The organism is Streptomyces sp. WM6372 (assembly GCF_001279655.1).
Classification (GTDB): Bacteria; Actinomycetota; Actinomycetes; order Streptomycetales; family Streptomycetaceae; genus Streptomyces.
In genome coordinates this window covers 19,519-45,658 of the sequence record NZ_LGDB01000197.1, presented here as the reverse complement: position 1 = coordinate 45,658, position 26,140 = coordinate 19,519, and the positions used below count along the sequence as shown (strand labels likewise).

General features: G+C 71.0%; 25 protein-coding genes and 1 riboswitch. Of the genes, 10 read left to right on the top strand and 15 right to left on the bottom strand.

The window, feature by feature from the left end; genetic code table 11:
* The first annotated feature begins 52 nt into the window (after positions 1 to 52).
* The gene (def, locus tag ADK52_RS23500) at positions 53 to 688 is read left to right on the top strand and encodes a peptide deformylase (protein ID WP_053691819.1); all 636 of its coding nucleotides are present in this window, start codon (positions 53 to 55) and stop codon (positions 686 to 688) included.
* 73 nt (positions 689 to 761) lie between these two features.
* Here def and ADK52_RS23495 read toward each other — a convergent pair whose 3' ends face one another.
* The 6 genes from ADK52_RS23495 to ADK52_RS23470 all read right to left on the bottom strand — a co-directional run bounded on the left by ADK52_RS23495 (position 762) and on the right by ADK52_RS23470 (position 8,461).
* Positions 762 to 1,775, bottom strand: a complete 1,014-nt coding sequence (locus ADK52_RS23495) for a ribonucleotide-diphosphate reductase subunit beta (protein WP_053691818.1) — start codon at positions 1,773 to 1,775, stop codon at positions 762 to 764.
* Positions 1,775 to 4,174: a ribonucleoside-diphosphate reductase subunit alpha gene (locus ADK52_RS23490; protein ID WP_053691817.1), complete on the bottom strand. Its 2,400-nt coding sequence runs from the start codon at positions 4,172 to 4,174 to the stop codon at positions 1,775 to 1,777. The genes ADK52_RS23495 and ADK52_RS23490 overlap by 1 nt, the downstream gene beginning before the upstream one ends.
* A 161-nt stretch (positions 4,175 to 4,335) precedes the next feature.
* A riboswitch (cobalamin riboswitch) is annotated at positions 4,336 to 4,413 on the bottom strand.
* A 76-nt stretch (positions 4,414 to 4,489) separates the two neighbouring features.
* Positions 4,490 to 4,990: a GNAT family N-acetyltransferase gene (locus ADK52_RS23485; protein ID WP_053691816.1), complete on the bottom strand. Its 501-nt coding sequence runs from the start codon at positions 4,988 to 4,990 to the stop codon at positions 4,490 to 4,492.
* Between the two features lie 157 nt (positions 4,991 to 5,147).
* On the bottom strand, positions 5,148 to 5,345 hold the full coding sequence (locus tag ADK52_RS23480) for a YbdD/YjiX family protein (RefSeq protein WP_053691815.1): 198 nt from the start codon (positions 5,343 to 5,345) through the stop codon (positions 5,148 to 5,150).
* A complete protein-coding gene (locus ADK52_RS23475; protein ID WP_053691814.1) occupies positions 5,342 to 7,495 on the bottom strand; it encodes a carbon starvation CstA family protein in 2,154 nt (717 codons plus the stop codon). Before ADK52_RS23475 ends, ADK52_RS23480 begins: the two co-directional genes overlap by 4 nt.
* Positions 7,496 to 7,696: 201 nt before the next feature.
* Positions 7,697 to 8,461 carry a GntR family transcriptional regulator gene (locus ADK52_RS23470; protein WP_030153577.1) on the bottom strand — a complete coding sequence of 255 codons (765 nt, stop codon included), beginning with the start codon at positions 8,459 to 8,461 and terminating at the stop codon, positions 7,697 to 7,699.
* Positions 8,462 to 8,747: 286 nt separating this feature from the next.
* On the opposite strand from ADK52_RS23470, the gene ADK52_RS23465 reads away from it, so the two are divergent.
* The 4 genes from ADK52_RS23465 to ADK52_RS23450 all read left to right on the top strand — a co-directional run bounded on the left by ADK52_RS23465 (position 8,748) and on the right by ADK52_RS23450 (position 13,525).
* Positions 8,748 to 10,034, top strand: a complete 1,287-nt coding sequence (locus ADK52_RS23465; RefSeq protein ID WP_053691813.1) for an extracellular solute-binding protein — start codon at positions 8,748 to 8,750, stop codon at positions 10,032 to 10,034.
* Positions 10,035 to 10,138: 104 nt separating this feature from the next.
* Positions 10,139 to 11,155: a carbohydrate ABC transporter permease gene (locus ADK52_RS23460; RefSeq protein WP_053691812.1), complete on the top strand. Its 1,017-nt coding sequence runs from the start codon at positions 10,139 to 10,141 to the stop codon at positions 11,153 to 11,155.
* A gap of 50 nt (positions 11,156 to 11,205) precedes the next feature.
* Entirely contained in the window at positions 11,206 to 12,024 is an 819-nt protein-coding gene (locus tag ADK52_RS23455; RefSeq protein WP_053691845.1) for a carbohydrate ABC transporter permease, read from the top strand.
* 7 nt (positions 12,025 to 12,031) lie between these two features.
* Positions 12,032 to 13,525: a glycoside hydrolase family 3 protein gene (locus ADK52_RS23450; RefSeq protein WP_053691811.1), complete on the top strand. Its 1,494-nt coding sequence runs from the start codon at positions 12,032 to 12,034 to the stop codon at positions 13,523 to 13,525.
* 192 nt (positions 13,526 to 13,717) lie between these two features.
* Here the strand turns inward: ADK52_RS23450 and nagB are convergent, their stop codons facing one another.
* On the bottom strand, positions 13,718 to 14,503 hold the full coding sequence (gene nagB / locus ADK52_RS23445; protein WP_053691810.1) for a glucosamine-6-phosphate deaminase: 786 nt from the start codon (positions 14,501 to 14,503) through the stop codon (positions 13,718 to 13,720).
* Positions 14,504 to 14,710: 207 nt separating this feature from the next.
* Positions 14,711 to 15,472: an SDR family oxidoreductase gene (locus ADK52_RS23440; protein ID WP_053691809.1), complete on the bottom strand. Its 762-nt coding sequence runs from the start codon at positions 15,470 to 15,472 to the stop codon at positions 14,711 to 14,713.
* A gap of 85 nt (positions 15,473 to 15,557) precedes the next feature.
* Here ADK52_RS23440 and ADK52_RS23435 point away from each other — a divergent pair, with 85 nt between their 5' ends.
* Together ADK52_RS23435 and ADK52_RS23430 are read left to right on the top strand one after the other, a co-directional pair.
* Complete coding sequence (locus ADK52_RS23435; RefSeq protein ID WP_053691808.1) at positions 15,558 to 16,151, top strand: TetR/AcrR family transcriptional regulator; 594 nt, start codon at positions 15,558 to 15,560, stop codon at positions 16,149 to 16,151.
* Positions 16,152 to 16,589: 438 nt separating this feature from the next.
* Positions 16,590 to 18,059: a sensor histidine kinase gene (locus ADK52_RS23430; protein ID WP_053691844.1), complete on the top strand. Its 1,470-nt coding sequence runs from the start codon at positions 16,590 to 16,592 to the stop codon at positions 18,057 to 18,059.
* A gap of 158 nt (positions 18,060 to 18,217) precedes the next feature.
* Here the strand turns inward: ADK52_RS23430 and ADK52_RS23425 are convergent, their stop codons facing one another.
* Together ADK52_RS23425 and ADK52_RS23420 are read right to left on the bottom strand one after the other, a co-directional pair.
* A complete protein-coding gene (locus ADK52_RS23425; RefSeq protein WP_004937597.1) occupies positions 18,218 to 18,475 on the bottom strand; it encodes a WhiB family transcriptional regulator in 258 nt (85 codons plus the stop codon).
* Positions 18,476 to 18,797: 322 nt separating this feature from the next.
* Complete coding sequence (locus ADK52_RS23420; RefSeq protein WP_053691807.1) at positions 18,798 to 19,763, bottom strand: diacylglycerol/lipid kinase family protein; 966 nt, start codon at positions 19,761 to 19,763, stop codon at positions 18,798 to 18,800.
* 84 nt (positions 19,764 to 19,847) lie between these two features.
* On the opposite strand from ADK52_RS23420, the gene ADK52_RS23415 reads away from it, so the two are divergent.
* Entirely contained in the window at positions 19,848 to 20,285 is a 438-nt protein-coding gene (locus tag ADK52_RS23415; RefSeq protein ID WP_053691806.1) for a hypothetical protein, read from the top strand.
* A gap of 25 nt (positions 20,286 to 20,310) precedes the next feature.
* On the opposite strand, the gene ADK52_RS23410 is transcribed toward ADK52_RS23415, so the two are convergent.
* The 3 genes from ADK52_RS23410 to ADK52_RS23400 form a co-directional block, all read right to left on the bottom strand.
* Positions 20,311 to 21,369: an RNA polymerase sigma factor SigF gene (locus tag ADK52_RS23410; RefSeq protein ID WP_053691805.1), complete on the bottom strand. Its 1,059-nt coding sequence runs from the start codon at positions 21,367 to 21,369 to the stop codon at positions 20,311 to 20,313.
* The gene (locus tag ADK52_RS23405) at positions 21,366 to 21,779 is read right to left on the bottom strand and encodes an anti-sigma regulatory factor (protein WP_030153599.1); all 414 of its coding nucleotides are present in this window, start codon (positions 21,777 to 21,779) and stop codon (positions 21,366 to 21,368) included. Before ADK52_RS23405 ends, ADK52_RS23410 begins: the two co-directional genes overlap by 4 nt.
* Positions 21,780 to 21,983: 204 nt before the next feature.
* Entirely contained in the window at positions 21,984 to 22,244 is a 261-nt protein-coding gene (locus tag ADK52_RS23400; protein ID WP_053691843.1) for a UBP-type zinc finger domain-containing protein, read from the bottom strand.
* Between the two features lie 76 nt (positions 22,245 to 22,320).
* Here ADK52_RS23400 and ADK52_RS23395 point away from each other — a divergent pair, with 76 nt between their 5' ends.
* Positions 22,321 to 23,898, top strand: a complete 1,578-nt coding sequence (locus ADK52_RS23395) for a Na+/H+ antiporter (protein WP_053691804.1) — start codon at positions 22,321 to 22,323, stop codon at positions 23,896 to 23,898.
* Positions 23,899 to 23,970: 72 nt separating this feature from the next.
* Positions 23,971 to 24,762 carry a hypothetical protein gene (locus tag ADK52_RS43905; protein WP_234344181.1) on the top strand — a complete coding sequence of 264 codons (792 nt, stop codon included), beginning with the start codon at positions 23,971 to 23,973 and terminating at the stop codon, positions 24,760 to 24,762.
* On the opposite strand, the gene ADK52_RS23385 is transcribed toward ADK52_RS43905, so the two are convergent.
* Both ADK52_RS23385 and ADK52_RS23380 read right to left on the bottom strand, forming a co-directional pair.
* Positions 24,746 to 25,654, bottom strand: coding sequence for a 1-aminocyclopropane-1-carboxylate deaminase/D-cysteine desulfhydrase (locus tag ADK52_RS23385; protein ID WP_063783920.1), 909 nt, complete (start codon positions 25,652 to 25,654; stop codon positions 24,746 to 24,748). The two genes, ADK52_RS43905 and ADK52_RS23385, sit on opposite strands and share 17 nt — an antisense overlap.
* The gene (locus tag ADK52_RS23380; protein ID WP_053691802.1) at positions 25,651 to 26,133 is read right to left on the bottom strand and encodes a GNAT family N-acetyltransferase; all 483 of its coding nucleotides are present in this window, start codon (positions 26,131 to 26,133) and stop codon (positions 25,651 to 25,653) included. The genes ADK52_RS23385 and ADK52_RS23380 overlap by 4 nt, the downstream gene beginning before the upstream one ends.
* Positions 26,134 to 26,140 lie beyond the last annotated feature (7 nt).

Genomic DNA, 26,140 nt, shown 5'->3' with positions numbered 1-26,140 from the left:
GCTGTACCGGCACATTGTGAACGGGTGGACTTACGGAAGGCGTACGGCGGACATGGCGCAGCAGGAGAACGAGGTCGTCGAGATCGTCAACGACGGGTACGTCGTGGACACCGAGGACTGTGAGGCGCGCGAGCTCGCCCACCGCGAGCGCGGCACCGCCCGCCCGATCACGGTGGTCGGCAACCCCGTCCTGCACCGTGAGTGCAAGGACGTCACCGAGTTCGGCGACGAACTGGCGCAGCTGATCGACGACATGTTCGCCAGCCAGAAGGCCGCCGAGGGCGTGGGCCTGGCCGCGAACCAGATCGGCGTGGACGCCAAGGTCTTCGTCTACGACTGCCCGGACGACGACGGCGCGCGCCACACCGGTGTCGTGGTCAACCCGAAGCTGGTGGAGCTGCCGGCCGGTTCCCGCGTGCTCGACGACTCCAACGAGGGCTGCCTGTCGGTGCCGACCGCGTACGCCTCGCTGGCCCGCCCGGACTACGCCGAGGTGACCGGCCAGGACGCGCAGGGCAACCCGATCAAGGTGCGCGGCACGGGCTACTTCGCGCGCTGCCTCCAGCACGAGACGGACCACCTGTACGGGTACCTGTACATCGACCGCCTCTCGAAGCGGGACCGCAAGGACGCCCTCCGCCAGATGGAAGAGGGCACCCCGCGCTACGAGACCGTCCCGAACGCGTAGTCGCAGGCAACGGGAAGGGCCCCGCACCGGAGATCCGGTGCGGGGCCCTTCCCGTTGCCGTTGGCCTTCCGGCTCAGAAGTCCTCGTCCAGGTCGACCGTGCCCTCGACGGCGACCTGGTAGGCCGACGGGCGGCGCTCGAAGAAGTTCGTCAGCTCCTGGACGCCCTGCAGCTCCATGAAGGAGAACGGGTTCTGCGAGCCGTACACCGGCGGGAAGCCGAGGCGGACCAGGCGCTGGTCCGCGACGCACTCCAGGTACTCGCGCATCGACTCGGTGTTCATGCCCGGCAGGCCGTCACCGCACAGGTCGCGGCCGAACTGGAGCTCCGCCTCCACGGCCTCCTTCAGCATGTCGGTGACCTGCTGCTGGAGGGCGTCGTCGAAGAGCTCCGGCTCCTCCTTGCGGACCGTGTCCACGACCTCGAACGCGAAGTTCATGTGCATGGTCTCGTCGCGGAACACCCAGTTGGTGCCGGTGGCGAGGCCGTGCAGCAGGCCGCGCGAGCGGAACCAGTACACGTACGCGAAGGCGCCGTAGAAGAACAGGCCCTCGATGCAGGCCGCGAAGCAGATCAGGTTCAGCAGGAAGCGACGGCGGTCGGCCTGCGTCTCCAGCCGGTCGATCTTCTCGACCGAGTCCATCCACTTGAAGCAGAACTGCGCCTTCTCGCGGATCGACGGGATCTCCTCGACGGCGTCGAAGGCGGCCGCGCGGTCGTCCGGGTCGGGCAGGTAGGTGTCGAGCAGCGTCAGGTAGAACTGGACGTGCACGGCCTCCTCGAACAGCTGGCGCGACAGGTACAGGCGCGCCTCCGGGGAGTTGATGTGCTTGTAGAGCGTCAGCACCAGGTTGTTCGAGACGATCGAGTCGCCCGTCGCGAAGAACGCGACCAGGCGGCCGATCATGTGCTGCTCGGCAGGCGTCAGCTTCGCCAGGTCGGCGACGTCCGAGTGGAGGTCGACCTCCTCGACGGTCCAGGTGTTCTTGATCGCGTCCCGGTAGCGCTCGTAGAAGTCCGGGTAGCGCATGGGGCGGAGCGTGAGCTCGAAGCCCGGGTCCAGGAGGTTCTTGTCGGTGGAGCTCATTACTGGCAGGCCTCGCAGGACTCGGGGTTCTCAAGGGAGCAGGCCAGCGCCTCGGCGTCGGCGACCGCCTGGGGCAGCGCGACGGGGGCGGCCGCCTGCGCGGCGCGGGCGATCTTCGTCGCCGGGCGTGACCGCAGGTAGTACGTGGTCTTCAGGCCCTGCTTCCAGGCGTACGCGTACATCGACGACAGCTTGCCGATGGTGGGCGTCTCCAGGAACAGGTTCAGCGACTGCGCCTGGTCGAGGAACGGCGTACGGGCCGCCGCCATGTCGATCAGACCGCGCTGCGGGATCTCCCACGCCGTGCGGTACAGCTCGCGCACCTCGGCCGGGATCCAGCCGAAGCCCTGGACGGAGCCGCTGGACTCGCGCAGTGCCTCACGGGTCTGTGCGTCCCACACGCCGAGCTTCTTCAGCTCCTCCACCAGGTAGGCGTTGACCTGGAGGAACTCACCGCTCAGGGTCTCGCGCTTGAAGAGGTTGGAGACCTGCGGCTCGATGCACTCGTACACGCCGGCGATCGAGGCGATCGTCGCCGTCGGGGCGATGGCGAGGAGCAGGGAGTTGCGCATGCCGGACTTCGCGATCCGGGCGCGCAGGGCGTCCCAGCGCTCGGGCCAGTTCAGCTCCACGTCGAAGTGGTCGGGGTGCAGGACGCCGCGGGCGGTGCGGGTCTGCTCCCAGGCCGGGAGGGGGCCGCTGCGCTCGGCGAGGTCGCAGGAGGCCTCGTACGCGGCGAGCATGATGCGCTCGGAGAGCTTGGTGGACAGGGCCTTCGCCTCGGGGGAGTCGAAGGGCATCTTCATCTTGAAGAAGACGTCCTGGAGGCCCATCGCGCCCAGGCCCACCGGCCGCCAGCGGGAGTTGGAGCGGCCCGCCTGCTCGGTCGGGTAGAAGTTGATGTCCACGACGCGGTCGAGGAAGGTGACCGCCGTGCGGACGGTCTCGTCCAGGCGCTCCCAGTCGATCTCGCGACCGTTCGCCGTGTCGATGACGAACGCGCCCATGTTGACCGAGCCGAGGTTGCAGACGGCGGTCTCGCCGTCGTTGGTGACCTCGATGATCTCGGTGCAGAGGTTGGAGGAGTGGACGACCGTGCCCGGCTCGGCGGTCTGGTTCGCCGTGCGGTTGGAGGCGTCCTTGAACGTCATCCAGCCCTGGCCGGTCTGCGCGAGGGTGCGCATCATCCGGCCGTACAGGTCGCGGGCGGGCATGGTCTTGCGGGCGAGGCCCGCCGCCTCGGCCTTGCGGTAGGCGGCGTCGAAGTCGTCGCCCCACAGGTCGACCAGCTCGGGCACGTCGGCCGGGGAGAACAGCGACCAGTCGGCGTCCGCGTTGACGCGGCGCATGAACTCGTCCGGCACCCAGTGCGCCAGGTTCAGGTTGTGCGTACGGCGCTGGTCCTCGCCGGTGTTGTCGCGGAGCTCCAGGAACTCCTCGATGTCCGCGTGCCAGGTCTCCAGGTACACGGCTGCGGCGCCCTTGCGGCGGCCGCCCTGGTTCACGGCGGCGACGGAGGCGTCGAGGGTCTTCAGGAACGGCACGATGCCGTTGGAGTGGCCGTTCGTGCCGCGGATCAGGGAACCGCGGGCGCGGATGCGCGAGTACGAGAGGCCGATGCCGCCGGCGTGCTTCGACAGGCGCGCGACCTGGTGGTAGCGGTCGTAGATCGAGTCGAGCTCGTCCAGCGGGGAGTCCAGCAGGTAGCAGGAGGACATCTGCGGGTGCCGCGTGCCGGAGTTGAAGAGCGTGGGGGAGGACGGCAGGTAGTCGAGGCGGCTCATCAGCCGGTAGAGCGAGGCCACTTCCTCGACGGCCTGGACCGTGTCGTTCTCGGCGAGGCCGCAGGCCACGCGCAGCATGAAGTGCTGCGGGGTCTCGATGACCTGGCGGGTGATCGGGTGGCGCAGCAGGTAGCGGCTGTGCAGGGTGCGCAGGCCGAAGAAGCCGAAGCGGTCGTCGGCGCCCTCGGCGAGCGTGTGCTCGACCAGCGCGTCCAGACGGCTCGCGTGCAGCGCCACGAACTCGGCGGTGCGGTCCGCGATCAGGCCCTCGCGGTGACCGACCGCGACGGAGGCGGAGAAGGAGGTGGCCCCCTGGCCGGCGGCTTCCTCGGCGACGGCCAGCGTCAGCAGCCGGGCGGCGAGCCGGGAGTACGCCGGGTCCTCGGAGATCAGACCGGCGGCGGCCTCCGTGGCCAGCCCGCGCAGCTCGGCCTCGTCGGCGGCGGCGCTGCGCCCGCGGAGCGCGGCGGCGGCGACCCGGCCCGGGTCGGTGTCGGGGAGGTCGGCCGTCAGCTCGGTGAGGGTACGCAGCAGTGCGGCCCCAGGTCCCCCGGTCTCGATTCCGGTGTCGGACGGGTCGGACTCGGCGCGCGGTGCGGAAGGCGCGATGGTCACGGGGGGAGCTCTCCCTCGCTCGGCTCCGGGACACCTGCGGTGCGGGTTCGAGCGGGCGCGCGCGGGCATGACGAGGCAGCACCGCGCGGCGTCCACCGGCCCAACCGCGAGGCCCGGACGTATCGACACCCGGTTCGGTCGAGCCGGGCGCACTGTCGGCAGGTCATCGGACTTGCGGTGACACCAATGGGTGTACTTCATACCGTTGCGGGACAGTTCCGGATTCGCACCGGATTCCCCTGCGACGACAGCGAGGATGAGCATACATGTGGGGGCCGCGTCATGCGCGACCCCCTAGATGTTGTGTCGGCGTGGCTACAGTTCGAGACCGTACGTGAGCAGAGGGAGTCCGGGTACGGGCTCCCAGTCGCGCTCGGGCGTGCGCACGAATCCGAGCCGTTCGTAGATCCGGTGGGCGCCGGTCATCTCGTCCGTGGTGGACAGCACGAGGCGCCGTACGCCCTCGATGGCCCGGGCGCGGTCGACGCAGGCCCGCACCAACGCCTCCCCGGCGCCCCGCCCGCGGCCCTCCCGGGCGACGGCCAGCATCCGGAACTCGGCCTCGCCCGCTCCGGCGATGTCGCACAGCGGGCTCCCGGGCGCGGCGAAGGCCACACCGCCGAGGAGCCGGCCCTCAACCGTCGCGGCGACGAGTATCACCCCGTCGGCCGCCCGCCCGGCCACGTCGCGCAGCCGTACGAGGTACGGATCGTCCTCGCCGAAGGTGAGCAGCCCGTCCCCGAGATAGGCCTGCGCGGTGATCTCCCCGAGCGTCCCGTACTCCGCCGCCAGCGCTTCCCTGATCACGATGTCCATGCGGTCGAGTGTGCCGGACGGGTGTCGGTGCCCGGCGCTATCGTCGGGGACAGCACCGTCGAGAAAGGCGAGCGAGGCATGACCGTGAGGGACTGGGTGCGCTGAGAACGCGCGAGGGCCCCGCCTGGTCGGCGGGGCCCTCGGGTGAGTCAGGGACTCAGCAGCAGCGGAAGCCCTCGCGGGGATCCGCCTCGCGCGAGTCCGTACGGGCGCGTTCGAAGGCGCGGCGGGTCATGACCTGCGCGTCCGGGTCGTGCGTACGGGCGTGGGCCACGTAGCGGTCGTATGCCGCCTCGCCCGAGAACTCCCGTACGAAGAACCGCGCCTTCGCCAGCGCCGCGCGGACCCCGCTCACGCCACCGGCTCCTTCACCCGGCCGCCGCCCGAGTCCAGGCCGGCGTCGGCGAGCTCCGCCCGCTCCTCGGGCGTCGCGATGAGCCCGGCCGGAGCGATGATCTTCGACTCGGTCCACGGGACCTCGGACAGCCTGACCGCCTCCGGGTTCGCGACGGCCTTGAGGCAGGTCCGCGCAGCGTCCAGCAGCACGATGACGATCAGGACCGCGAAGAGCGCCGACAGCACGCCGTCGACCGTCGCGTTCGTGACGATCGTGTGCATCTCGCCCATGTTCTTGGCGGGCGGCAGGACCTTCCCGGCGTCGATCCCGCTCTGGTACTTGTCGCGCTGCGCGAAGAAGCCGACCTTCACGTCGTCGGAGAACACCTTCTGCCAGCTCGCGGTCAGCGTGACGGCCACGTCCCAGGCCAGCGGGACCCCGGTCACCCAGGCCCACTTGAGCCGCCCGGACTTGACCAGCAGCGTGGTGCAGACGGCCAGGGCCACCGCGGCGAGCAGCTGGTTCGCGATCCCGAACAGCGGGAACAGCTGGTTGATACCGCCCAGCGGGTCCTTGATGCCGACCCACAGGAAGTAGCCCCAGCCGCCCACGACGACCGCGCTCGCCAGCCACACGCCCGGCTTCCAGCTGACGTCCTTGAAGGACTTGTGCACGTTGCCCAGGGTGTCCTGGAGCATGAACCGGCCGACCCGGGTGCCCGCGTCGAGGGTGGTCAGGATGAACAGCGCCTCGAACATGATCGCGAAGTGGTACCAGAACGCCTTCATCCCGGCGCCGCCGACCACGGACGAGAAGATCTCCGACATTCCGAGTGCGAACGTCGGCGCACCGCCCGTACGGGACAGCAGGCTGGCCTCCTCCACGTCCTTCGCGGCCTGCGCGAGGAACTCGGGCGAGATCGCGAAGCCGAAGTTCGTCACGGCCTGCGAGGCGGTCTCGACCGTGGTGCCGATGACGCCGGCGGGGGAGTTGACCGCGAAGAACAGGCCGGGCTCGATGATGCAGGCCGCGATGATCGCCATGACGGCGACGAAGGACTCGGTCAGCATCGCGCCGTAGCCGATGACCCGGACCTGGGTCTCCTTCTGGATCATCTTCGGTGTGGTGCCCGAGGAGACCAGCGCGTGGAAGCCGGACAGGGCCCCGCAGGCGATGGTGATGAAGACGAACGGGAACATCGATCCGGCGAACACCGGGCCGTCCCCGCGGGCGGCGAAATCGGTGACCGCGGGCATCTTCAGCGTCGGCATCGCCACGACCACGCCCACGGCGAGCAGCGCGATGGTGCCCACCTTCATGAAGGTGGAGAGGTAGTCGCGGGGCGCGAGGAGCATCCACACCGGCAGCACCGAGGCGATGAACCCGTACGCCACCATCCAGAGGACCAGCGTCTCCTTCTCCAGCGTGAAGGTGCTCGCCAGCGAGGAGTCGGCGACCCAGCCGCCCGCGACGATGGCGAGCAGCAGCAGCGCGACGCCGATGACGGAGATCTCGGTGACCCGGCCCGGGCGCAGCACGCGCAGGTAGAAGCCCATGAAGAGGGCGATCGGGATGGTCATGCCGATGGAGAAGACGCCCCAGGGGGAGTGTGCCAGCGCGTTGACGATGACCAGGGCGAGCACGGCCAGCAGGATGATCATGATGGCGAACACGGCGACCAGCGCGGCGGCTCCGCCGACGGGGCCGATCTCGTCCCGGGCCATCTGGCCGAGCGAGCGCCCGTCGCGGCGGGTGGAGAAGAAGAGGGTGACCATGTCCTGGACGGCGCCCGCGAAGATGACGCCGGCGACGATCCAGATGGTGCCCGGCAGATAGCCCATCTGCGCGGCGAGCACGGGGCCGACCAGCGGGCCGGCGCCGGCGACGGCGGCGAAGTGGTGGCCGAACAGCACGCGGCGGTCGGTCGGGTGGAAGTCGACACCGTTGTCAAGGCGTTCGGCGGGGGTGGCCCGCGTCTTGTCGGTCTTCAGGACCCGGTCGGCGATGAAGCGCGCGTAGAAGCGGTAGCCGATGGCGTACGAGCCCAGCGCGGCGGCGAGCAGCCAGGCGGCCGAGATCTCCTCGCCGCGGGAGAGGGCGAGGATGCCCCAGCCGAGGGCCCCGACGAGGGCGACGAGCACCCAGGCGGCGACGGACTTCGGGTTCATGCCTCCCGAGGTCCCTGGTGCGGAGGGCGAGTCCGCCGCCGTGCCCGGACTCGCCGCGTTCCGTTCTGTACCTGTTGCTTCCGGTTCCGGCATGATCCTCGTCCCCTCGTTGATCATCTGCGTAAGCGCAGGGAATCTACGGGGGCCCGCCCGGTGAACGTAAGCCCCCGTCCGTATAGCGGAACGAGAGTCAACTACGAATCAGACGGCGGGGCGCTGGAGTCGCGCCACGAACTTGTAACGATCGCCGCGGTACACCGAGCGCACCCACTCCACGGGTTCGCCGTCGGCGTCGAGCGAGTGGCGGGAGAGCATCAGCATCGGCAGGCCGACGTCGGTGCCCAGCAGGCCCGCCTCGCGCGGGGTGGCCAGGGAGGTCTCGATCGTCTCCTCGGCCTCCGCGAGCCGTACGTCGTACACCTCGGCCAGGGCCGTGTAGAGGGAGGTGTACTTGGCCAGCGACCGGCGCAGCGCCGGGAAGCGCTTGGCCGAGAGGTGGGTGGTCTCGATGGCCATCGGCTCACCGCTCGCGAGGCGCAGCCGCTCGATGCGCAGCACCCGGCCGCCCGTGGCGATCTTGAGGAGTCCGGCCAGGGTGTCGTCGGCCGTCACGTAGCCGATGTCGAGGAGTTGGGAGGTGGGCTCCAGGCCCTGGGCCCGCATGTCCTCCGTGTACGAGGACAGTTGGAGCGGCTGGGAGACCTTCGGTTTCGCGACGAAAGTGCCTTTGCCCTGGATGCGCTCCAGCCGGCCCTCGACGACGAGCTCCTGGAGAGCCTGGCGCACGGTGGTCCGGGAGGTGTCGAATTCGGCCGCGAGCGTGCGCTCCGGCGGCACCGGCGTGCCCGGGGGCAGCGTCTCGGTCATGTCGAGCAAGTGCCGCTTGAGTCGGTAGTACTTGGGCACCCGCGCCGTGCGAGTGGCCGCCCCGCCTTCCGGCTCGGTGGTCGCCCCTTCGGTGGACATCGCCGCCCGCCTTCCCGACTCCAGTTTCGCTGCCGTCACCGGCTCCTCCGATATGTGCGGTCACATCGTGACACGGGTGGGAGGACAGGCCTCCTCCCTCCCCCAGGTGTCGGTCCGGTAACGGACCGATCACCCGCTCATTAGACCCTTGACACCCCTAAAGGTCTAGGCCAAGCTCCGGTTACTGGTCTAAACCAATATGGATCAGATCCCGGCCCCACGGGCAGTACTTGGTACGTCACCGCGGCGGGCGAGGGAAGTGCAGAGCATCCCTGAGGAGGGTGGCGTGAAGCGCAAGCTCATCGCGGCGGTCGGAGTCGCGGGCATGGTGATCGGCCTCGCGGCGTGCGGTGGCAACGACGGCGACGACAAGGGCAAGACCGACGCCGGCGGCGCCAAGGAGATCACCGTCTGGGTGATGGACGGCTCCGCCCCGAAGGCTTGGATCGACGCCGTCAACGCCGAGTTCTCGGCCAAGCACCCGGGTGTCACGGTAAAGGTCGAAGAGCAGCAGTGGAAGGGCATCCAGGAGAAGGTCACCACCGCCCTCTCCGAGAACACCCCGCCGGACGTCCTCGAGCTCGGCAACACCCAGACCGCCGGCTACGCGGTCACCGGCGGCCTCGCCGACCTCACCAAGGACAAGGCCAAGCTCGGCTCCGACGCCTGGCAGAAGAGCATGCTCGCCTCGGCCGAGTACGACGGCAAGCTCTACTCCGCCCCCTGGTACGCGGCCAACCGCGTCGTCGTGTACGACAAGAAGGCCTTCGCCAAGGCCGGCGTCACCCCGCCGACCACCCGCGACGAGTGGATCGCCGGCCTCGACAAGCTGAAGGCCGCCGACCCCGCCTCGCAGCCCATCTACCTCCCCGGCCAGAGCTGGTACGTCCTCGCCGGCTTCATCTGGGACGAGGGCGGCGAACTCGCCGTCAAGGACGGCGACAAGTGGAAGGGCGGCCTCGGCACCCCCCAGGCCGCGTCCGCGATGGAGTTCTACAAGAAGCTCCAGGCGTACTCCACCGCCCCCAAGGACAAGGACGAGGCCACCCCGCAGCAGTCCACCGACGTCGTTCCCAAGGGCGGCGTCGCCTCCTGGATCGGTCTCGGCTGGGAGGCCGGCGGTGCGGAGAAGGCCCTGAAGGAAGCGGGCAAGGAAGCCGACTTCGGCTACTTCCCGATCCCGGGCAAGACCGCCGACAAGCCCGGCACCGTCTTCCTCGGCGGCTCGAACCTCGCCGTCGCCGAGCGCTCCAAGAACAAGGAGCTCGCCAAGGAGTGGCTGGCGCTGGCCGCCGGCAAGGACCAGATGACGAAGTACGCCGCCGAGACCAAGGGCGCGCTGCTCCCGAACCAGGCCGCCGCGAACTTCACCCCCGCCGCGGGTTCCTTCGCCGAGGCCATGGGCAAGGGCGGCGTCAACGGCCGCATCACCCCGGTCACCCCGGGCTGGGCGAACGTCGAGACCGAGCCCAACCCGCTCAAGGAGTTCATGACCAAGGTCCTGAAGGGTGAGGACGCCGCCAAGGCGGGTGCGGACGCGGACAAGGAAATCGCGAGCCGCATCAACAAGTAGCACGTAGCACCGGGGGTGCGGCCGGCGCCCACGCGCCCGCCGCACCCCCGGTCGCGCATTGACCGACCTGTGCGACGCCCGACCGCAGCCGAGGTAACCAAGACATGACCGTGCACTCCCAGGGAGCGGTGACCGCTCCACAGGACGCACCACCGAAGTCCGCCGGTGGCCAGCAGACGCCGCCCGCCACCAAGGGGGCCGGTCCGTCGGCTCCGCGCCGGGGCAGAAAGCCGCTTCCCGCGGGCTGGCTGCCGTACCTCCTGATCGGGCCCGCGGTCCTCAGCCTGGCCACGCTGCTGCTGTACCCGCTGGCCAAGAACGTGATCCTGTCGTTCCAGAAGGTCGACAAGATCGAGTTCATCCAGCGGAAGGCACCCTTCAACGGGGTCGAGAACTACACCCAGCTGCTGGGCGACGCGCACTTCTGGACCGTCGTCGTGCGCACCTTCGCCTTCACCGCGGCCAACGTGGCGCTGATCATGCTGATCGGCAGCCTCGTCGGGATCCTGCTGAACCGCCTCGGCACATGGATGCGCCTGGTCCTGTCGATGGCGCTGGTGATGGCCTGGGCCATGCCGATCGTCGCGTCCGTCACCGTCTTCCAGTGGCTGTTCGACGAGCAGTTCGGCGTCATGAACTGGGTCATGCGCACGCTCGGCTTCTCCGGCTACGAGCAGCACAACTGGTTCGAGTCCGGCTTCTCCACCCTGGTGATCGTCACGGTCCTGGTGGTCTGGGGCTCCGTCCCCTTCGTCGCCCTCAACATGTACGCCGGCCTGACCACCGTCAGCGGCGAGCTGTACGAGGCCGCGCGGATGGACGGCGCGAACGGCTGGCAGACGTTCTGGCAGGTCGTCTTCCCGAACCTCAAGCCGTTCTTCACCGTCACCACGTTCCTCGAAGTGATCTGGGTCTTCAAGGCCTTCACCCAGGTGTACGCGATGAACCGCGGCGGCCCCGACCGCGCCTCCGAGACCCTGCCCGTCTTCGCCTTCGTCGAGGGCCAGAGCCAGGGCCACTACGCGCTCGCGGCAGCGATCTCCGTCCTGACGATCGTGATGCTCGTGATCGTCATGTCCTTCTACTTCCGCCTGATCCTGAAGCAGGAGGAGGAGCAGTGAGCACCACCACCGCCCCGAAGCCCGCGCAGCAGCTGCGCAAGCGCCGCCCGCTGCGCCCCGCAACGGTGGCGAAGAACCTGGGCGCGCTCGTCGTGGCCGTGGTCTTCGTCTTCCCGGTCTACTGGATGTTCTCCTCGGCCCTCAAGCCGTCCGGGCAGATCCTTTCCAAGGATCCCGTCTTCGTCTTCACCCCGACGCTGGACAACTTCACCAAGGCCACCGGCGTCGAGCTGTTCTGGACGTACGTGACGAACAGCCTGCTCGTCACCGTCGGCGCCGTCGCCCTGGCCCTGGTCGTGGCCCTCGCCGCGAGCTTCGCCATCGCCCGTATGAAGTTCAAGGGCCGCAAGGGCCTCGTACTCGGCGTGATGATGGCGCAGATGGCCCCCTGGGAGGTCATGGTCATCGCGATGTACATGATCGCCCGCGACGCCGACATGCTGAACAGCCTCCCGCTGCTGACCGCGATCTACTTCGTGATGGTCCTGCCCTTCACCATCTGGACCCTGCGCGGCTTCATCGCCGCCGTCCCGGTGACGCTGGAGGAGGCCGCCCAGATCGACGGCTGCACCCGCGGCCAGGCCTTCCGCAAGGTGATCTTCCCGCTGCTCGCCCCCGGTCTGATGTCCACCTCGCTCTTCGGCTTCATCACCGCCTGGAACGAGTTCGCGATGGTCCTGATCCTCAACAAGGACAAGACCGCCCAGACCCTGCCCCTGTGGCTGACCCAGTTCCAGACCGCCTTCGGCAACGACTGGGGCGCCACCATGGCCGCGTCCTCGCTGTTCGCGGTCCCGGTCCTGGTGATCTTCGTCTTCCTCCAGCGCAAGGCCGTCGGCGGCATGACCGCCGGCGCGGTGAAGGGATAACGCCACCATGACCGTCCTTGCGCACGGCGCCGACACCCTGACCCGCGACGCCCTCGCGGTCCTCCAGCCCGGCTTCGAAGGCACCACCGCCCCCGCGTGGCTGCTCCGCCAGGTGGGCGAAGGGCTGACCGCCGTCGGCCTGTTCGGCCGCAACATCACCTCGCCCGGGCAGCTCGCCGCGCTCACGGCGCAGCTGCGCGCCGAACGCGACGACGTCCTCGTCGCCATCGACGAGGAGGGCGGCGACGTGACCCGCCTGGAGGTTCGGGGCGGTTCGTCCTTCCCCGGCAACCTGGCCCTCGGCGCCGTCGACGACACCGGCCTCACCCGGGACGTCGCCCGCGAGCTGGGCCGCCGCCTCGCCGAGTGCGGGGTCAACCTCAACTGGGCGCCGTCCGCCGACGTCAACTCCAACCCGGACAACCCGGTCATCGGCGTCCGGTCCTTCGGCGCCGACACCCACCTCGCCGCCCGGCACACCGCCGCGTACGTCGAGGGCCTCCAGGCCGCCGGCGTCGCCGCGTGCACCAAGCACTTCCCGGGGCACGGCGACACCAACGTCGACTCGCACCACGCGCTGCCGCGCATCGACGTGGACCTGGACACGCTGGTGGTCCGCGAACTGGTCCCGTTCAAGGCGGCCATCGCGGCCGGCACCAAGGCCGTGATGAGCGCCCACATCCTGGTGCCCGCCCTGGACCCGACCCGCCCGGCCACGCTCAGCCCGCAGATCCTGACCGGCCTGCTGCGCAAGGAGCTCGGCTACGAGGGCCTGATCGTCACCGACGGCATGGAGATGAACGCCATCGCCGGTACGTACGGCATCGAGCGCGGCTCGGTCCTCGCCATCGCGGCCGGAGCCGACGCGATCTGCGTCGGCGGCGGGCTCGCCGACGAGGCCACCGTGCTCCGGCTGCGCGACGCCCTGGTCGCGGCCGTACGGGAGGGCGCGCTCCCGGCGGAGCGGCTCGCCGACGCGGCCGCCCGGGTACGGGCGCTGGCCTCATGGACCCGGCAGGCCCGGGCCGCCGCCGCGCCGGGCGCGCCGCAGGAGGGGAGCGCGCCCGGCATTGGCCTGGCGGCGGCCCGCCGCGCGGTGACCGTGACGGGCGCCGCGGCGCCGGTGGCGAACCCCCCGTACGTCGCCACGCTCGCACCCGTCGCGAACATCGCGGTGGGTGACGAGACCCCGTGGGGCGTGGCCGCGGAACTGGCCGCGCTGCTCCCGGGAACCGCGTCGGGGGTGTTCCCCGAGGGGGCCACGGCCGCCGACGTGCTCGCGGCGGCGGGGGAGCGCACCATCGTGCTGGTGGTCCGCGACGCGCACCGGCACCCGTGGATGGCCGCGGCTCTGGAGGCGCTGGTCGAGGCCCGCCCGGAGACCGTCGTGGTCGAGATGGGCGTACCGCGGGCCGAGCCCCGCGGGGCGCTGTACATCGCGACGCACGGTGCCTCGCGGGTCTGCGGCAGGGCGGCGGCGGAGCTGATCGCCGGGGCCTGACCAGCCCCGGAGCTCCCGGTCCGCCCCATCCCGTGCCCCAGGACACCCCGTCCCGGGGCACGGGCACACCCGGGCCCGTACGGGCTCCGTGCGGTTCGCGGGGTCTGTGGGGGCCCCGGCAGCCGTACGGACGCGCAAGGGCCGGGCCCCCTCGGGGGAGCCCGGCCCTTCGTACGCGTGGGAAGGTGCCGCCTAAAGCCCCTGCCACGCGGGCTTGTTGGCGTACGTGTGCCGGAAGTAGTCCGCGAGCTTCAGCTTCGACGCCGCCGCCTCGTCCACGACGACCGTCGCGTGCCGGTGCAGCTGCAGCGCGGAGGCGGGGACCAGCGCCGACAGCGGGCCCTCGACGGTCTGCGCGACGGCCTCCGCCTTGCCCTCGCCGGTCGCGAGCAGCACCAGGTGGCGGGCGTCGAGGATGGTGCCGATGCCCTGGGTGATGACGTGGTGCGGGACCTGGTCTATGTCGTCGTCGAAGAACCGGGCGTTGTCGACCCGCGTCTGCTCCGTCAGCGTCTTGATCCGGGTGCGCGACGCCAGCGAGGAGCACGGCTCGTTGAAGCCGATGTGCCCGTCCGTGCCGATGCCGAGCAGCTGGAGGTCCACCCCGCCCGCCCCGGCCAGCGCGCGGTCGTACGCCTCGCACGCGGCCACGATGTCCTCGGCGGAGCCGTCCGGCCCCATGAACGAGGCCTCCGACAGGCCCAGCGGCTCCACGACCTCGCGCAGCACGACCGCGCGGTAGGACTCCGGGTGCCCGGCCGGCAGGCCGACGTACTCGTCGAGCTGGCAGATCCGCGCCTTGGAGGCGTCGACCGCACCGGCCTTGACCTTCGCGGCCAGGGCCTCGTAGATCGGCAGCGGCGTGGAGCCGGTCGCCACGCCGAGCAGGGCGTCGGGCTTGCGCCGGACCAGGGCGGCCATGGCCTCCGCGATGAGCTCGCCGCCTGCCTTGGCGTCCGGGACGATGACAACTTCCACGCGGGGCCTGCCGATCTGGAGTGTGACGGTGTGGTATAGACCAATCTAGCAGAGGCGGGCCGCCTCCGGCCGGTCCGCGCACACTCCCGTTCGCTTCCGTCCACTCCCATCGTCGGCCTCCCCGCCGCGACGTGCAGCCCGGTCGGCCCGGGTCCGGATTCCCCCGGACCCCGGCCGCGATCACGCAGACCCGCTACGGGGCGCGCCTCACAGCAGCGACAGCTGGAGGCCGCCCGTCGCGTCCAGGTGCTGGCCCGTCACCCAGCGGGCGTCCGCCGAGGCCAGGAACGCCACCACGTCGGCGACCTCCTCCGCCGTGCCCACCCGCCCGAAGACGGAGCGGGAGGCCGCGTGCGCCCGCGCCGCGGGGTCCGCCAGCCAGCCGGCGCTGAGGTCGGTGTCCGTGATGCCGGGGCCCACCGAGTTCACCGTGATCCCGCGCGGGGCCAGTTCGGCGGCGAGCGAGCGGGTCAGCGCGTTCACCGCGCCCTTGGCCGTGATCGTGGCCAGGATCGCCGGCAGGGCGATCTCCGGGGTGCCGGTCACGTTCACGATCCGGCCCCCGTCCCGGAGCCGCGCCAGCCCGTGCTTGATCACGAAGAACGGTGCCTTCGCGTTGAGCGCGTGGACCCGGTCGTAGGTCTCCTCGTCGGTGTCCGCGAGGCCGGCGAAGGCGGCGGCGCCCGCGTTGTTCACCAGGATGTCGACCGCGTCGGTGTGCAGCGGGTGGTCCGCGTACGCGGACCACAGCGCCTGCGCGTCGCCCGGCACCCCGAGTTCGGCCCCGATCGCGAACGCCCGCCCGCCCGCCGTCTCGATGGCCGCGACCGTCTCCCGCGCCGCCGCCGCGTTGCGTCCGTAGTGGACGGCGACCAGCGCCCCGTCCCGGGCCAGCCGCTGCGCCACCGCCCGACCGATCCCCCGGCTGCCGCCCGTGACCAGTGCCGTCTTCCCCTTGAGCACGCCCATGACGCGCCCCCCTTCAGGATTCGCTAATGATCGCTACAGAAAGGGACCGTACCAGATTCCGTAACGGCCGCTATAGAATCTGCGCATGGTGACCGGACAACGCGGCAGGCCGCGCTCCTTCGACCGCGACGCCGCCCTCGACAAGGCCATGCTGGCCTTCTGGGAGCGCGGCTACGAAGCGACCTCGATCTCCGACCTGACCGCCTCGCTCGGCATCGGCGCGCCCAGCCTGTACGCCGCCTTCGGCGACAAGCGCAAGCTCTTCGACGAGGTCGTGGCGGTCTACGGCGGCCGGTACACCGACTTCGCGCGCGCGGCCCTGGCCGAGGAGCCCACCGCCCGGGCCGGCCTGCACCGCGTCCTGCGCGAGGCCGCCGAGATCTACACCGACCCGGCCCACCCGCCGGGCTGCCTGGTGATCAGCGCCGCCGTCAACACCACCTCGCAGGAAGTGGCCCAGGCCCTGCGCGAGCGCCGCGAGGCCAACCTGGAGGCGTTCGAGCGCAGGATCCGGGCCGACGTCGCCACCGGCGCACTGCCCGCCGGTACGGACGCGCAGGCACTGGCCCGCTACGCGCTGGCGGTGCTCATCGGGATGTCCCAGCAGTCGCGCGACGGCGCGAGCCGGGAAGAACTGGAAGCGGTGGCGGAACTGGCGATGGAGGCCTGGCCGCGGTAGCGCCGACCCGCGGGAACGGGCGGTCGCGGCAAGCGCGCCCCGCGCAGCGCACTCCGAGCATCGGATTCCGCGCATCTGATTCCGCGTATCTGATTCCTCTGGGCCACGGTGCCGGGTCGGGACCCTCAACCCGTCCGGCACCGTAGCCCGGAGTACTTACGGCCGGCGGGTGTGCGGTTCCCGGCGGCCGGTGGGAGGTGCCTGCGCGGTCAGGGCAGAGCGCGCGGCTTACCTCGATCCGTCCTCCTGTGCGGGGAGGGCGGAAGCATAAGGCAATTGTGGACTAGACCAATCTGTTCTGTCCATCCAATGGCGGGCTCCAGGATCCCGTCACTTCATCCAACAGTACGCGGCCCAAGTGCCTCCTGGATACTCCTGAGTAGTCGCCGTGGGGAAAGTCATGGCCCATACCCGGGGTACGCTCGGCCCGTGCCCTCCATGAACGACCTCGTACGCCAGCACACCGCTCTCAGTGAAACCGACCTGGAGTGGCTCCACCTGCTGGTCTCGGAGTGGCAGCTGCTCTCCGACCTCTCCTTCGCCGACCTCGTCCTGTGGGTCCCCACCCTCGACGGCACCCGGTACGTCTCGGTCGCACAGATGCGCCCCAACACCGGCCCCACCTCGTACCAGGACGACATGGTCGGCCACCTGGTCCCGCGCGGCCGGCGCCCGCTGCTCGACGCCGCGCTCGACGAGGGCCGGATCGTGCGCGAGGGAGACCCGGAGTGGCGCGAGGAGGTACCCGTCCGCGTCGAGTCCATCCCGGTGCGCCGCGAGGGCCGGGTACTCGGAGTGATCGCCCGGAACACCAACCTGCTCACTGTGCGTACACCGAGCCGGCTGGAGCTCACCTACCTCCAGTCCGCCTCCGACCTCGCCCAGATGATCGCGGCCGGCTCCTTCCCGTTCCCCGGCCAGCAGGTCGACATGGACGCCTCCCCGCGCGCCGGGGACGGCCTGATGCGGCTCGACGCCGACGGCGTCGTCACGTACGCCTCCCCGAACGCGCTGTCCGCGTACCACCGGCTCGGCCTCGCCGCCGACCTCGTCGGCCAGCACCTGGGCACCACCACCTCCGAACTCGCCCCCACCCGCGGCCCCGTGGACGAGGCGATCGTCAAGCTCGCCAGCGGCTGGGCCCCCCGCGAGACCGAGGTCGAGGGCAACGGCGGGGTCATCCAGCTGCGCGCCATCCCGCTCAAGCCCAAGGGCGTCCGGATCGGCTCCCTCGTCCTGTGCCGGGACGTGACGGAACTGCGCCGTCGCGAACGCGAATTGATCACCAAGGACGCGACCATCCGGGAGATCCACCACCGGGTGAAGAACAACCTCCAGACCGTGGCCGCCCTCCTGCGGCTGCAGGCCCGCCGGATGGATTCCGAGGGCGGCCGCGAGGCCCTGAACGAGGCCGTGCGGCGGGTCGGTTCGATCGCGATCGTGCACGAGACGCTCTCTCAGAACCTGGACGAGCGCGTCGAGTTCGACGAGATCGCCGACCGCGTGATCGCGATGGTCGCGGAGATCTCGCCGGGCAAGGTGGAGTGCCGGCGCACCGGCCGGTTCGGGATCCTGGACGCGGAGGTCGCCACGCCGCTGTCGATGGTGCTGACCGAGATCCTCCAGAACGCCCTGGAGCACGCCTTCACCCAGGGGGAGGGCGGCCGGGTCGAGGTGTCCGCGACCCGCACCGGCTCCGGCCGCGCGGACGGCCGGCTGCTGATCACCGTGCTCGACGACGGCTCGGGTCTGCCCGAGGGCTTCGATCCGCAGCGCGCGGGGAACCTCGGACTCCAGATCGTCCGGACCCTGGTCGAGGGGGAGCTCGGCGGCACGTTCGACATGCTCCGGGCCGAACCGCGCGGTACCAAGGTCGTCCTCGACATCCCGGCCAGCCCGCAGAAGTAACGATCGTTCGGTCACTCAGTGTGACGGAACCTGCGGGGCGCATCCCGGACAGCACTGAGCCCCGGACCGAAAACTTCTCGGTCCGGGGCTCAAGAGCACGTTGCTGAGCGCTGGTGTGGTGTTGCTACGCGCTGCGGCTCGAGGCTCGAAAGTCGATGTCAGGCGGTGGCGTTGCGCGCCCGATTGCGAGCGGCGCGGCGCTTCATCGCGCGGCGCTCGTCCTCGCTGAGACCGCCCCAGACGCCGGAGTCCTGACCGGACTCGAGCGCCCACTGCAGGCACTGCTCCATGACGGGGCAGCGGCGGCAGACGGCCTTGGCTTCCTCGATCTGCAGCAGCGCAGGACCGGTGTTGCCGATGGGGAAGAAGAGTTCCGGGTCTTCCTCGCGGCAAACGGCGTTGTGACGCCAGTCCATGGCTGCTCCATCTCCTTGTATTGCGGGCAGGTTGCTTGTGAATGTGAACGCTTTCACGAATCCCCCCGTGAGGGAAGGGCGACCGCCCAGTTTCCTGGAAGGTCAGTCAGGGACTCGTGGAGGGGTTCTGGCGGTCTGTGTGGGTGCCGGGTGCTGCGGGCTGTCCCGATCGCCATGAAGAGATTCGCAAACCTCGGACGGGGATACAACCCCTTCCGGAAAGTTTTTTTTGATTCGTCGGTGTCTACTAGGTCACAGCCCTACATCGTGAGGGTGGACCGGCGTGTAAACGTTCGAGTGAAAGGACTTTAGGCCCTTCCACTCACACAATCACACGCAGTGCACGGCGTACGCCTGTGAACCGAACGCTGGTGCGCAGACCGAGGTGGTCTCCGTCCATCTGGAACGGAAGTGGAACCTTCGAATGCAAGGTGAAGTCCGTCAGATCGTGCAGAGACACCGCATGCTTGCCGCGCGGACCGCGCTCAGGAGTCGAGGTCAGGAGCTGTGTCGCGTAGCGGGCGACGGTCGGAGTTGACAAACGGTTGAGTGCCAATACGTCAAGCGCAGTATCGAACGACGCCTCCGGGGACGCGTAAATCGGACGATTCCCCAGATACGTCCACGGCGAGGTGTTGCAGACTATCGACAGCACCAGGTCCGTGACGGGATCCGCGCCGGGACGCTCCAGCGTCACCGCGCCGTGGCGCCGGTTCGGCTCGTCCCAGAACTGGCGCATCAGCTGTCGTACATACAGGGCGTGCGTCGAACGCTTGCCGCGTTCCCGCTGCTGCTCGACCCGGCCCACCACCCCCGCGTCGAAGCCGAAGCCCGCGCAGAACGTGAACCAGCGCGCCGGAACCGACTCGTCCTCCGTGCCCGGCGTGCCGGCCGCCAGCCCCAGGCCCACCGTCCGCTCGCGCTGCTCCCGCAGCGCGTCGAGCAGGGCGCCGGTCGCCTCGACCGCGTCGTTGGGCAGCCCGAGCGCGCGGGCGAACACATTGGTCGAGCCGCCCGGGACCACGGCCAGCCGCGGCAGCCGCTCCGGATCGGGCCCGTTGTGCAGCAGTCCGTTGACCACCTCGTTGACCGTGCCGTCGCCGCCGAGCGCCACGACGAGGTCGATGCCGTGCTCGGCCGCCCTGCGGCCCAGGTCCCGGGCGTGCCCGCGGTACTCGGTGGTCACCGCCTCCAGCTTCATCTCGCTGGCCAGGGCGTGGGTGAGGACGTCGCGCGTGCGCGCACTGGTGGTCGTTGCTGCTGGGTTGGCCACGAGAAGTGCACGCATGACCGCCAGCCTACCGACCCGTACGGATGCCGCCCATACTGCCCGTCACCTACGGGTCCGCGGGGGCGCGGCTACCCTGCTGGGGTGAGTACGAAGCCCACCCCCGCCCCGGCCCAGCCGTCCGCCCCGCTGCCCGGACGGCTCACCGCCGCCGCCGCGCTGACCGCCCTGGAGGGCCTGGCGCTGGCCGGCCTCGGCGCGTACATGCTCTTCGTGGGCATCGCCGGCGACCCCGACTCCCCGCAGCAGGCCGAGACCGGCGGGGTCACCCTGCTGGTGCTCGCCGCGCTGCCGCTGATCGCGGCCCGCGGACTGCGGCTGGGCCGCCGCTGGAGCCGGGGGCCCGCGCTGATCACCCAGCTGATGGCACTGCCGGTGGCCTGGACCCTGTATTCCACGGGCGGCGCGATGGTCGCCGCCGCCGTGGCGCTGGCCGTGGCCGCGGTGGCCGTCGTGGCCCTGCTGGTGAACCCGACGGCGACCGAGGCGCTGGGAATCGGGCCCGGCGAGCAGACCCGATAGCCCGTACTCCGTACTCCGAACCCCTCTACTCCTCGACGAGGAGCTTCTCGCGCAGCTGGGCCAGGGTGCGGGCCAGCAGGCGGGAGACGTGCATCTGGGAGATGCCGACCTCCTGCGCGATCTGCGACTGGGTCATGTTGCCGAAGAACCGCAGCAGCAGGATCCGCTTCTCCCGCGGGGGCAGTCCCTCCAGGAGCGGCTTGAGCGACTCGCGGTACTCGACGCCCTCCAGCGCCTCGTCCTCCGCGCCCAGGGTGTCCGCCACCGCCGGCGACTCGTCGTCGGTGTCCGGGACGTCCAGCGAGAGCGTGCTGTAGGCATTGGCCGATTCCAGCCCCTCCAGCACCTCCTCCTCGGAGATCCCGAGCCGTTCCGCGAGCTCGTGGACGGTGGGGGAGCGGCCGTGCTGCTGGGACAGCTCCGCCGTGGCCGTGGTCAGCGACAGCCGCAGCTCCTGGAGGCGCCGCGGCACGCGCACGGCCCAGCCCTTGTCGCGGAAGTGCCGCTTGATCTCGCCGACCACGGTGGGCGTCGCGTACGTGGAGAATTCGACCCCGCGGTCCGGGTCGAACCGGTCCACCGACTTGATCAGGCCGATGGTGGCGACCTGGGTCAGGTCGTCCAGCGGCTCACCACGGTTGCGGAACCGCCGGGCGAGGTGCTCGACCAGCGGCAGGTGCATCCGCACGAGCCGGTTGCGCAGCTCCGCCTTCTCCACCGAGCCGTCGGGCAGCGCCCGCAGCTCGATGAACAGGGCCCGCGCGCCGCTGCGGTCGCGCGGATCGGGCAGCACGGGAGGCACCGGCAGCAGCGGCGGCTCCGCCTCCGCCCGCGCCCCTACCGGTTCCGGTTCCGTGTCCGGGGCCGTGGCAGCGGCCCCGGGTGGCTGTGAGACGTGTGGTTCTTCGTGCTGGTTCTTGCTCATAGGGCCCGCCCGTCGCTCCGCCGAGTCCAAAAAGCCGTCTTCCGCATCCGCGTCAGCCGGGTGCGGCCGGGCGTGCTGCTGCTCCGGGATGCCGCCGTCGACCTCATGCCGTACCCGGGGCCGATCCCCGCCCCGCACCGGGATCTCCCCGCCGCTCACGCCGGGCCTGGACCCGCGCCGCGCTGTTTGTAGAGGCTGATGCTCACCGTCCGGTCCTCCTCGACCGTGGACTCGACCTTGCCGGCCAGCGCCGACAGGACGGTCCAGGCGAACGTGTCGCGCTCGGGCGCACGCCCGTCCGTGGTCGGTGCGGAGACCGTCACCTCCAGCGAGTCGTCGACCAACCGGAACACGCAGCTGAGGACGGAGCCCGGCACGGCCTGTTGAAGCAGGATCGCGCAGGCCTCGTCCACCGCGATGCGGAGGTCCTCGATCTCGTCGAGGGTGAAGTCCAAACGTGCCGCGAGGCCGGCCGTGGCCGTTCGCAGCACAGACAGGTAGGCACCCGCAGCGGGCAGCCGGACTTCCACGAAGTCCTGGGTCCCGGGCTCGCCTGCGATCTGGGACACCCTCACCTCCAAGGTGGTACGAGCTCTGTTCGCCGGTGACGCTATCGCGATCCGGGCGATCGTGTCGCGGCACCCCTCATGGGGCCTGTTCCAGGCACCCCCGCCTACGGCCAGTGACTGATGGTATGCCCTTGGGTACGCACAGTGGCTAGGGGTCTGCGGGCCCAAATCAGGGGAACCGGCGGAGGGTTGACCTACCCCGGCTCAGACGATCGAACCGTCGACATAACACCACCGCCAGGTCTCGCCCGGTTCGAAGCTCCGCATGACCGGATGGCCGGTGCTCTGGTGGTGCGCGGTGGCGTGCCGGTGCGGGGAGGAATCGCAGCATGCCACGTACCCGCACTCCAGGCACATCCGCAACTGGACCGGGTGGCTGCCGAGCACCAGACATTCGGAGCATGTCAGGGCAGTCGGGACGGGCTCGGGGCGCGGCAGTTCGGGAACGTGGGTGCACTCGCTCATGATTGCCAGCGTACTGACGTGCGGGCGCCGCAGGACGACATGCCGATCAGCCACGACGAGCGAGGGTGGATCTTCGATGGAGGTATTGCCGCTGGTGGCGCTGGTGGCGGGCAGCGCGATCGTTGCCGGGGCCGCCCGTTGGACGCGATTGCCCGCGCCCCTGCTGCTGGTCGCCGCCGGATTGCTGGCCTCGTACATCCCGGGCGTGCCCTCGTACGCCCTGGACCCGCACATCGTGCTGCCGCTGCTGCTCCCGCCGCTGCTGTACACGGCCGCCGTGGACAGCTCGTACCTGGACCTGCGGGCGAACATCCGGCCCGTGGCGCTGCTGTCGGTCGGGTACGTGCTCTTCGCGACGGTCGCCGTCGGGTACGCGGCGTACCTGGTGGTGCCGGGGCTGTCGCTGCCGGTGGCGCTGGTGCTGGGCGCGGTGATCGCCCCGCCCGACGCGGTGGCGGCGACGGCGATCGCCCGCAAGCTGGGGCTGCCGAACCGGATCACGACCATCTTGCAGGGCGAGTCGCTGGTGAACGACGCCACCGCGATCACCGCGTACAAGGTGGCACTGGCCGCGGCGGTCGGGGTGAGCGCCGGCTGGGCGGGCGGGATCGCGGAGTTCCTGCTGGCCTCGGTGGGCGGTGTCGGCGTGGGCCTGGTGCTGATGGTGCCGATCCACCACCTGCGCAAGCGGCTGCGCGAGCCGCTGCTGCAGAACACGCTGTCGCTGATGATCCCGTTCGTGGCGTACGCGGCGGCCGAGCGGGTGCACGCCTCGGGCGTGCTCGCGGTGGTCGTGGTCGCGCTGTACCTGGGGCACCGGAACTGGCAGGTCGACTTCGCGACCCGGCTCCAGGAGGAGGCGGTGTGGAAGATGATCGCCTTCATCCTGGAGTCGGTGGTCTTCGCGCTGATCGGCCTCCAGCTGCCGGTGGTCCTGAAGGGGGTCGCGGAGTACGAGGGCTGGGACGCGGCCTGGTACGCGCTGGCCGTGTTCCTGGCGGTGGTGGTGGCCCGCTTCGTGTGGGTGTTCCCGGCCACCTTCGTACCGCGGCTCTCGGAGCGGATCCGGACGCGGGAACCGGACACCAACTGGAAGGCGCCGGTGATCGTCGGCTGGGCCGGGATGCGGGGGGTGGTCTCGCTGGCGATCGCGTTCTCGGTGCCGATCAGCGTGCCGCACCGGAACCTGATCCTCTTCCTGACCTTCACGACGGTGATCGGCACGCTGGTGGTGCAGGGGCTGACGCTGCCGCCGCTGATCCGGCTGCTGCGGCTGCCGCAGCGGGACGTGCAGGCGGAGACCCTGGCGGAGGCCCAGGCCCAGAGCGAGGCCTCGCGCTCGGCGGAGGACCGGCTGGCGGAGCTGCTGGCCGAGCCGGAGAACGCGCTGCCGCCGCCACTGGCGGAGCGGCTGCGCACGGTGATGGAGAGGCGCCGCAACGCGGTCTGGGAGCGGCTGGGCGAGGTCAATCCGGTCACCGGCGAATCGGCGGACGACGTCTACCGGCGTCTGGCGGGGGAGATGATCGCGGCCGAACGCAAGGTCTTCGTGACCCTGCGCGACCGCCGCCGCATCGACGACGAGATGCTCCGGAACCTGCTCCGCCGACTGGACCTGGAGGAAGCGGCGGCCTACCGCGAGGACGCGGCCTGATCCCCCGCGCGGGGGAGCGGGAGGGGCCCGGCGGCGGACGCGCGGGGCCGCAGGGCCCGCGAGGCTCGGGGCATGACACTGATGAACGCACTGGCCGCCTGCTGCCTCGTGGCGGCGGGGGTGGTGACGGCGGCGGCAGTGGCCCTGCCCGCGCGGCGAGGGGTGCTGCTCCGGGCGGCCTGCGGTCTGTCGGCGGCCGCGGGATGCACGCTGCTGATGGACGTGATCGCGCTGCTGTTCGGGCAGGGGGTGGACAGCGTGCCCGCGGCGGTGGTGCACGCGCTGGGCCTGGCGGGGGCGGTGGCGCTCGCCGGCGCCGCGAGCCGGGGGCGGGCCCCGGCGGCCCCGGGACCACCGGGGCGGTGGATCGCGTACGTCGGGGTGCTGAGTTTCCTGCCGTACGTCGCCATGAAGCTGAACTGGGCGCTGGGCGGCTCGTTCGCGGGGATCGACGGGACGGACGTGCTGGAGGCCTCCGAGCGGAACGGGGCGTCGCGGCTGTGGCTCACCCTGGAGCGGTGGGGGCTGGACGGCACGGTCCTGATGGCCCTGCTCGGGCTCCTGCTGCTGTTCTGCCTGATCCGGCCGTGGGGGCTGCGCCTGCCGCGATGGCTGCCGCTGACCCCGGCGCTGATCGGCGTGGGCACGCTGGTGCCGTACGGCCTGCTGGGGCTCGGCTACCTGGTGCCGGTCCAGCTGGGCGTGCTGCGGGTCCGCCAGGGGGACTTCCACTCCGCCGGCGACGTCCTGTGGGTGGCGTGGATCGGCTACACGGCCTTCGCGGGCTACGGACTGGCCCTCCTGGCGGCCACCCGCTGGTACTGGCGCCGCACGCGCGCCGGACGGGCTACGGACGGCCCGTGACGACGGCGGCCAGGGTGGTGCCCGCGGGGAACGCGCCCGACTCCGTGAGGGTGGCCAGGGCCCAGAGCAGCTTGGCCACGTAGATCCGCTCGACCGGGAACCCGTGCCGCTCCTCGAAGTCGGCGGCGAACGCGTCGAGCAGCGCGGGGACGCGGGCGTAGCCGCCGTGGTGGAAGCCCTCCGCCAGGCTCCAGTCCCCGGCCGGGCCGCCGAAGGCGGCCTCCTGGAGGGAACGTATCTCCGCCCCCAGGAACCCACCGGCCAGGACGGGAACGCCCAACGCCCGCTGCCCCGGGGCCAGCCCCGCCGCCAGGCCGGCCAGGGTGCCGCCCGTACCGCAGGCCACCGCGACCACGTCGCTGACGCCCCGCAGCTCGCGCCCGAGCTCCGCGCACCCCTCCAGCGCGAGCGCGTTGCTGCCGCCCTCGGGGACGACGTACGAGGAGTCCGCCCCGGCCCCCGCCAGCAGCCGGGCCAGCACCGGGGGCTCCGCCTTGCGGCGGTACTCCGCACGCGTGACGAAGTGCAGCCGCATCCCGTCCGCCGCGCACCGGGCCAGGGAGTCGTTGAGGGGCCGGCCGGCGAGCTCGTCACCGCGGACGATCCCGACGGTCCCCATCCCCAGCAGCCGCCCGGCCGCCGCAGTGGCCCGCAGGTGGTTCGAGTACGCCCCGCCGAAGGTCACGACCCCGGGGAAGCCCCCGTCGACGGCGGCCCGCAGATTCGGCGCGAGCTTGCGCCACTTGTTCCCGGGCAGCTCGGGATGGACCAGATCGTCCCGCTTCAGCAGCAGCCGCACCCCGTACCGCCCGAACCTCTCGTCCCGTACCTCCACCAACGGGGAGGCCGGCCGGGGCTGCAGGAGGACGCCGGGGTCAGGGGAGCGGTTCACCAGCCCATTGTCCGTCCCGCACCGTCGGACGGGAGGCGGAGGTGGATGTACGGGACGGTCTCGCCCGGGAGGACGTAGCGCTCGGATTCCTCGAAGCCGTGGGCGCGGGCGAAGCGCAGGCCGTCCTCGTTGGAGGCCAGGACGATCGTCTCGATCGTCTCGGGGGCGGGAACGAGTGCGCGCGCCTCGGCGAGGCCATGGGCGTAGAGCGCGGCGCCGAAGCCCTGCCCGCGGTGGGCGGGCAGGATCCGGGCGATCACGGTGGCCACCGACGGGGCGTCGGCCGTGGGCCGGCGTACGGTCGTGCAGCCGACGGGCACGTCGCCGAGGTACGCGACGTCCAGGAGGTGGCGCCCGGCCCGCTCGCGCACCTCGTCGGGGGTGAGGGCGTCCGGGGGGATGATCACGTTGTGGACGTGGCGCCAGTCCTGGAGGGAGGCTTCGCCCGCCACCCGTTCGATGCGGAGATCATCGGTCATCGGGTCA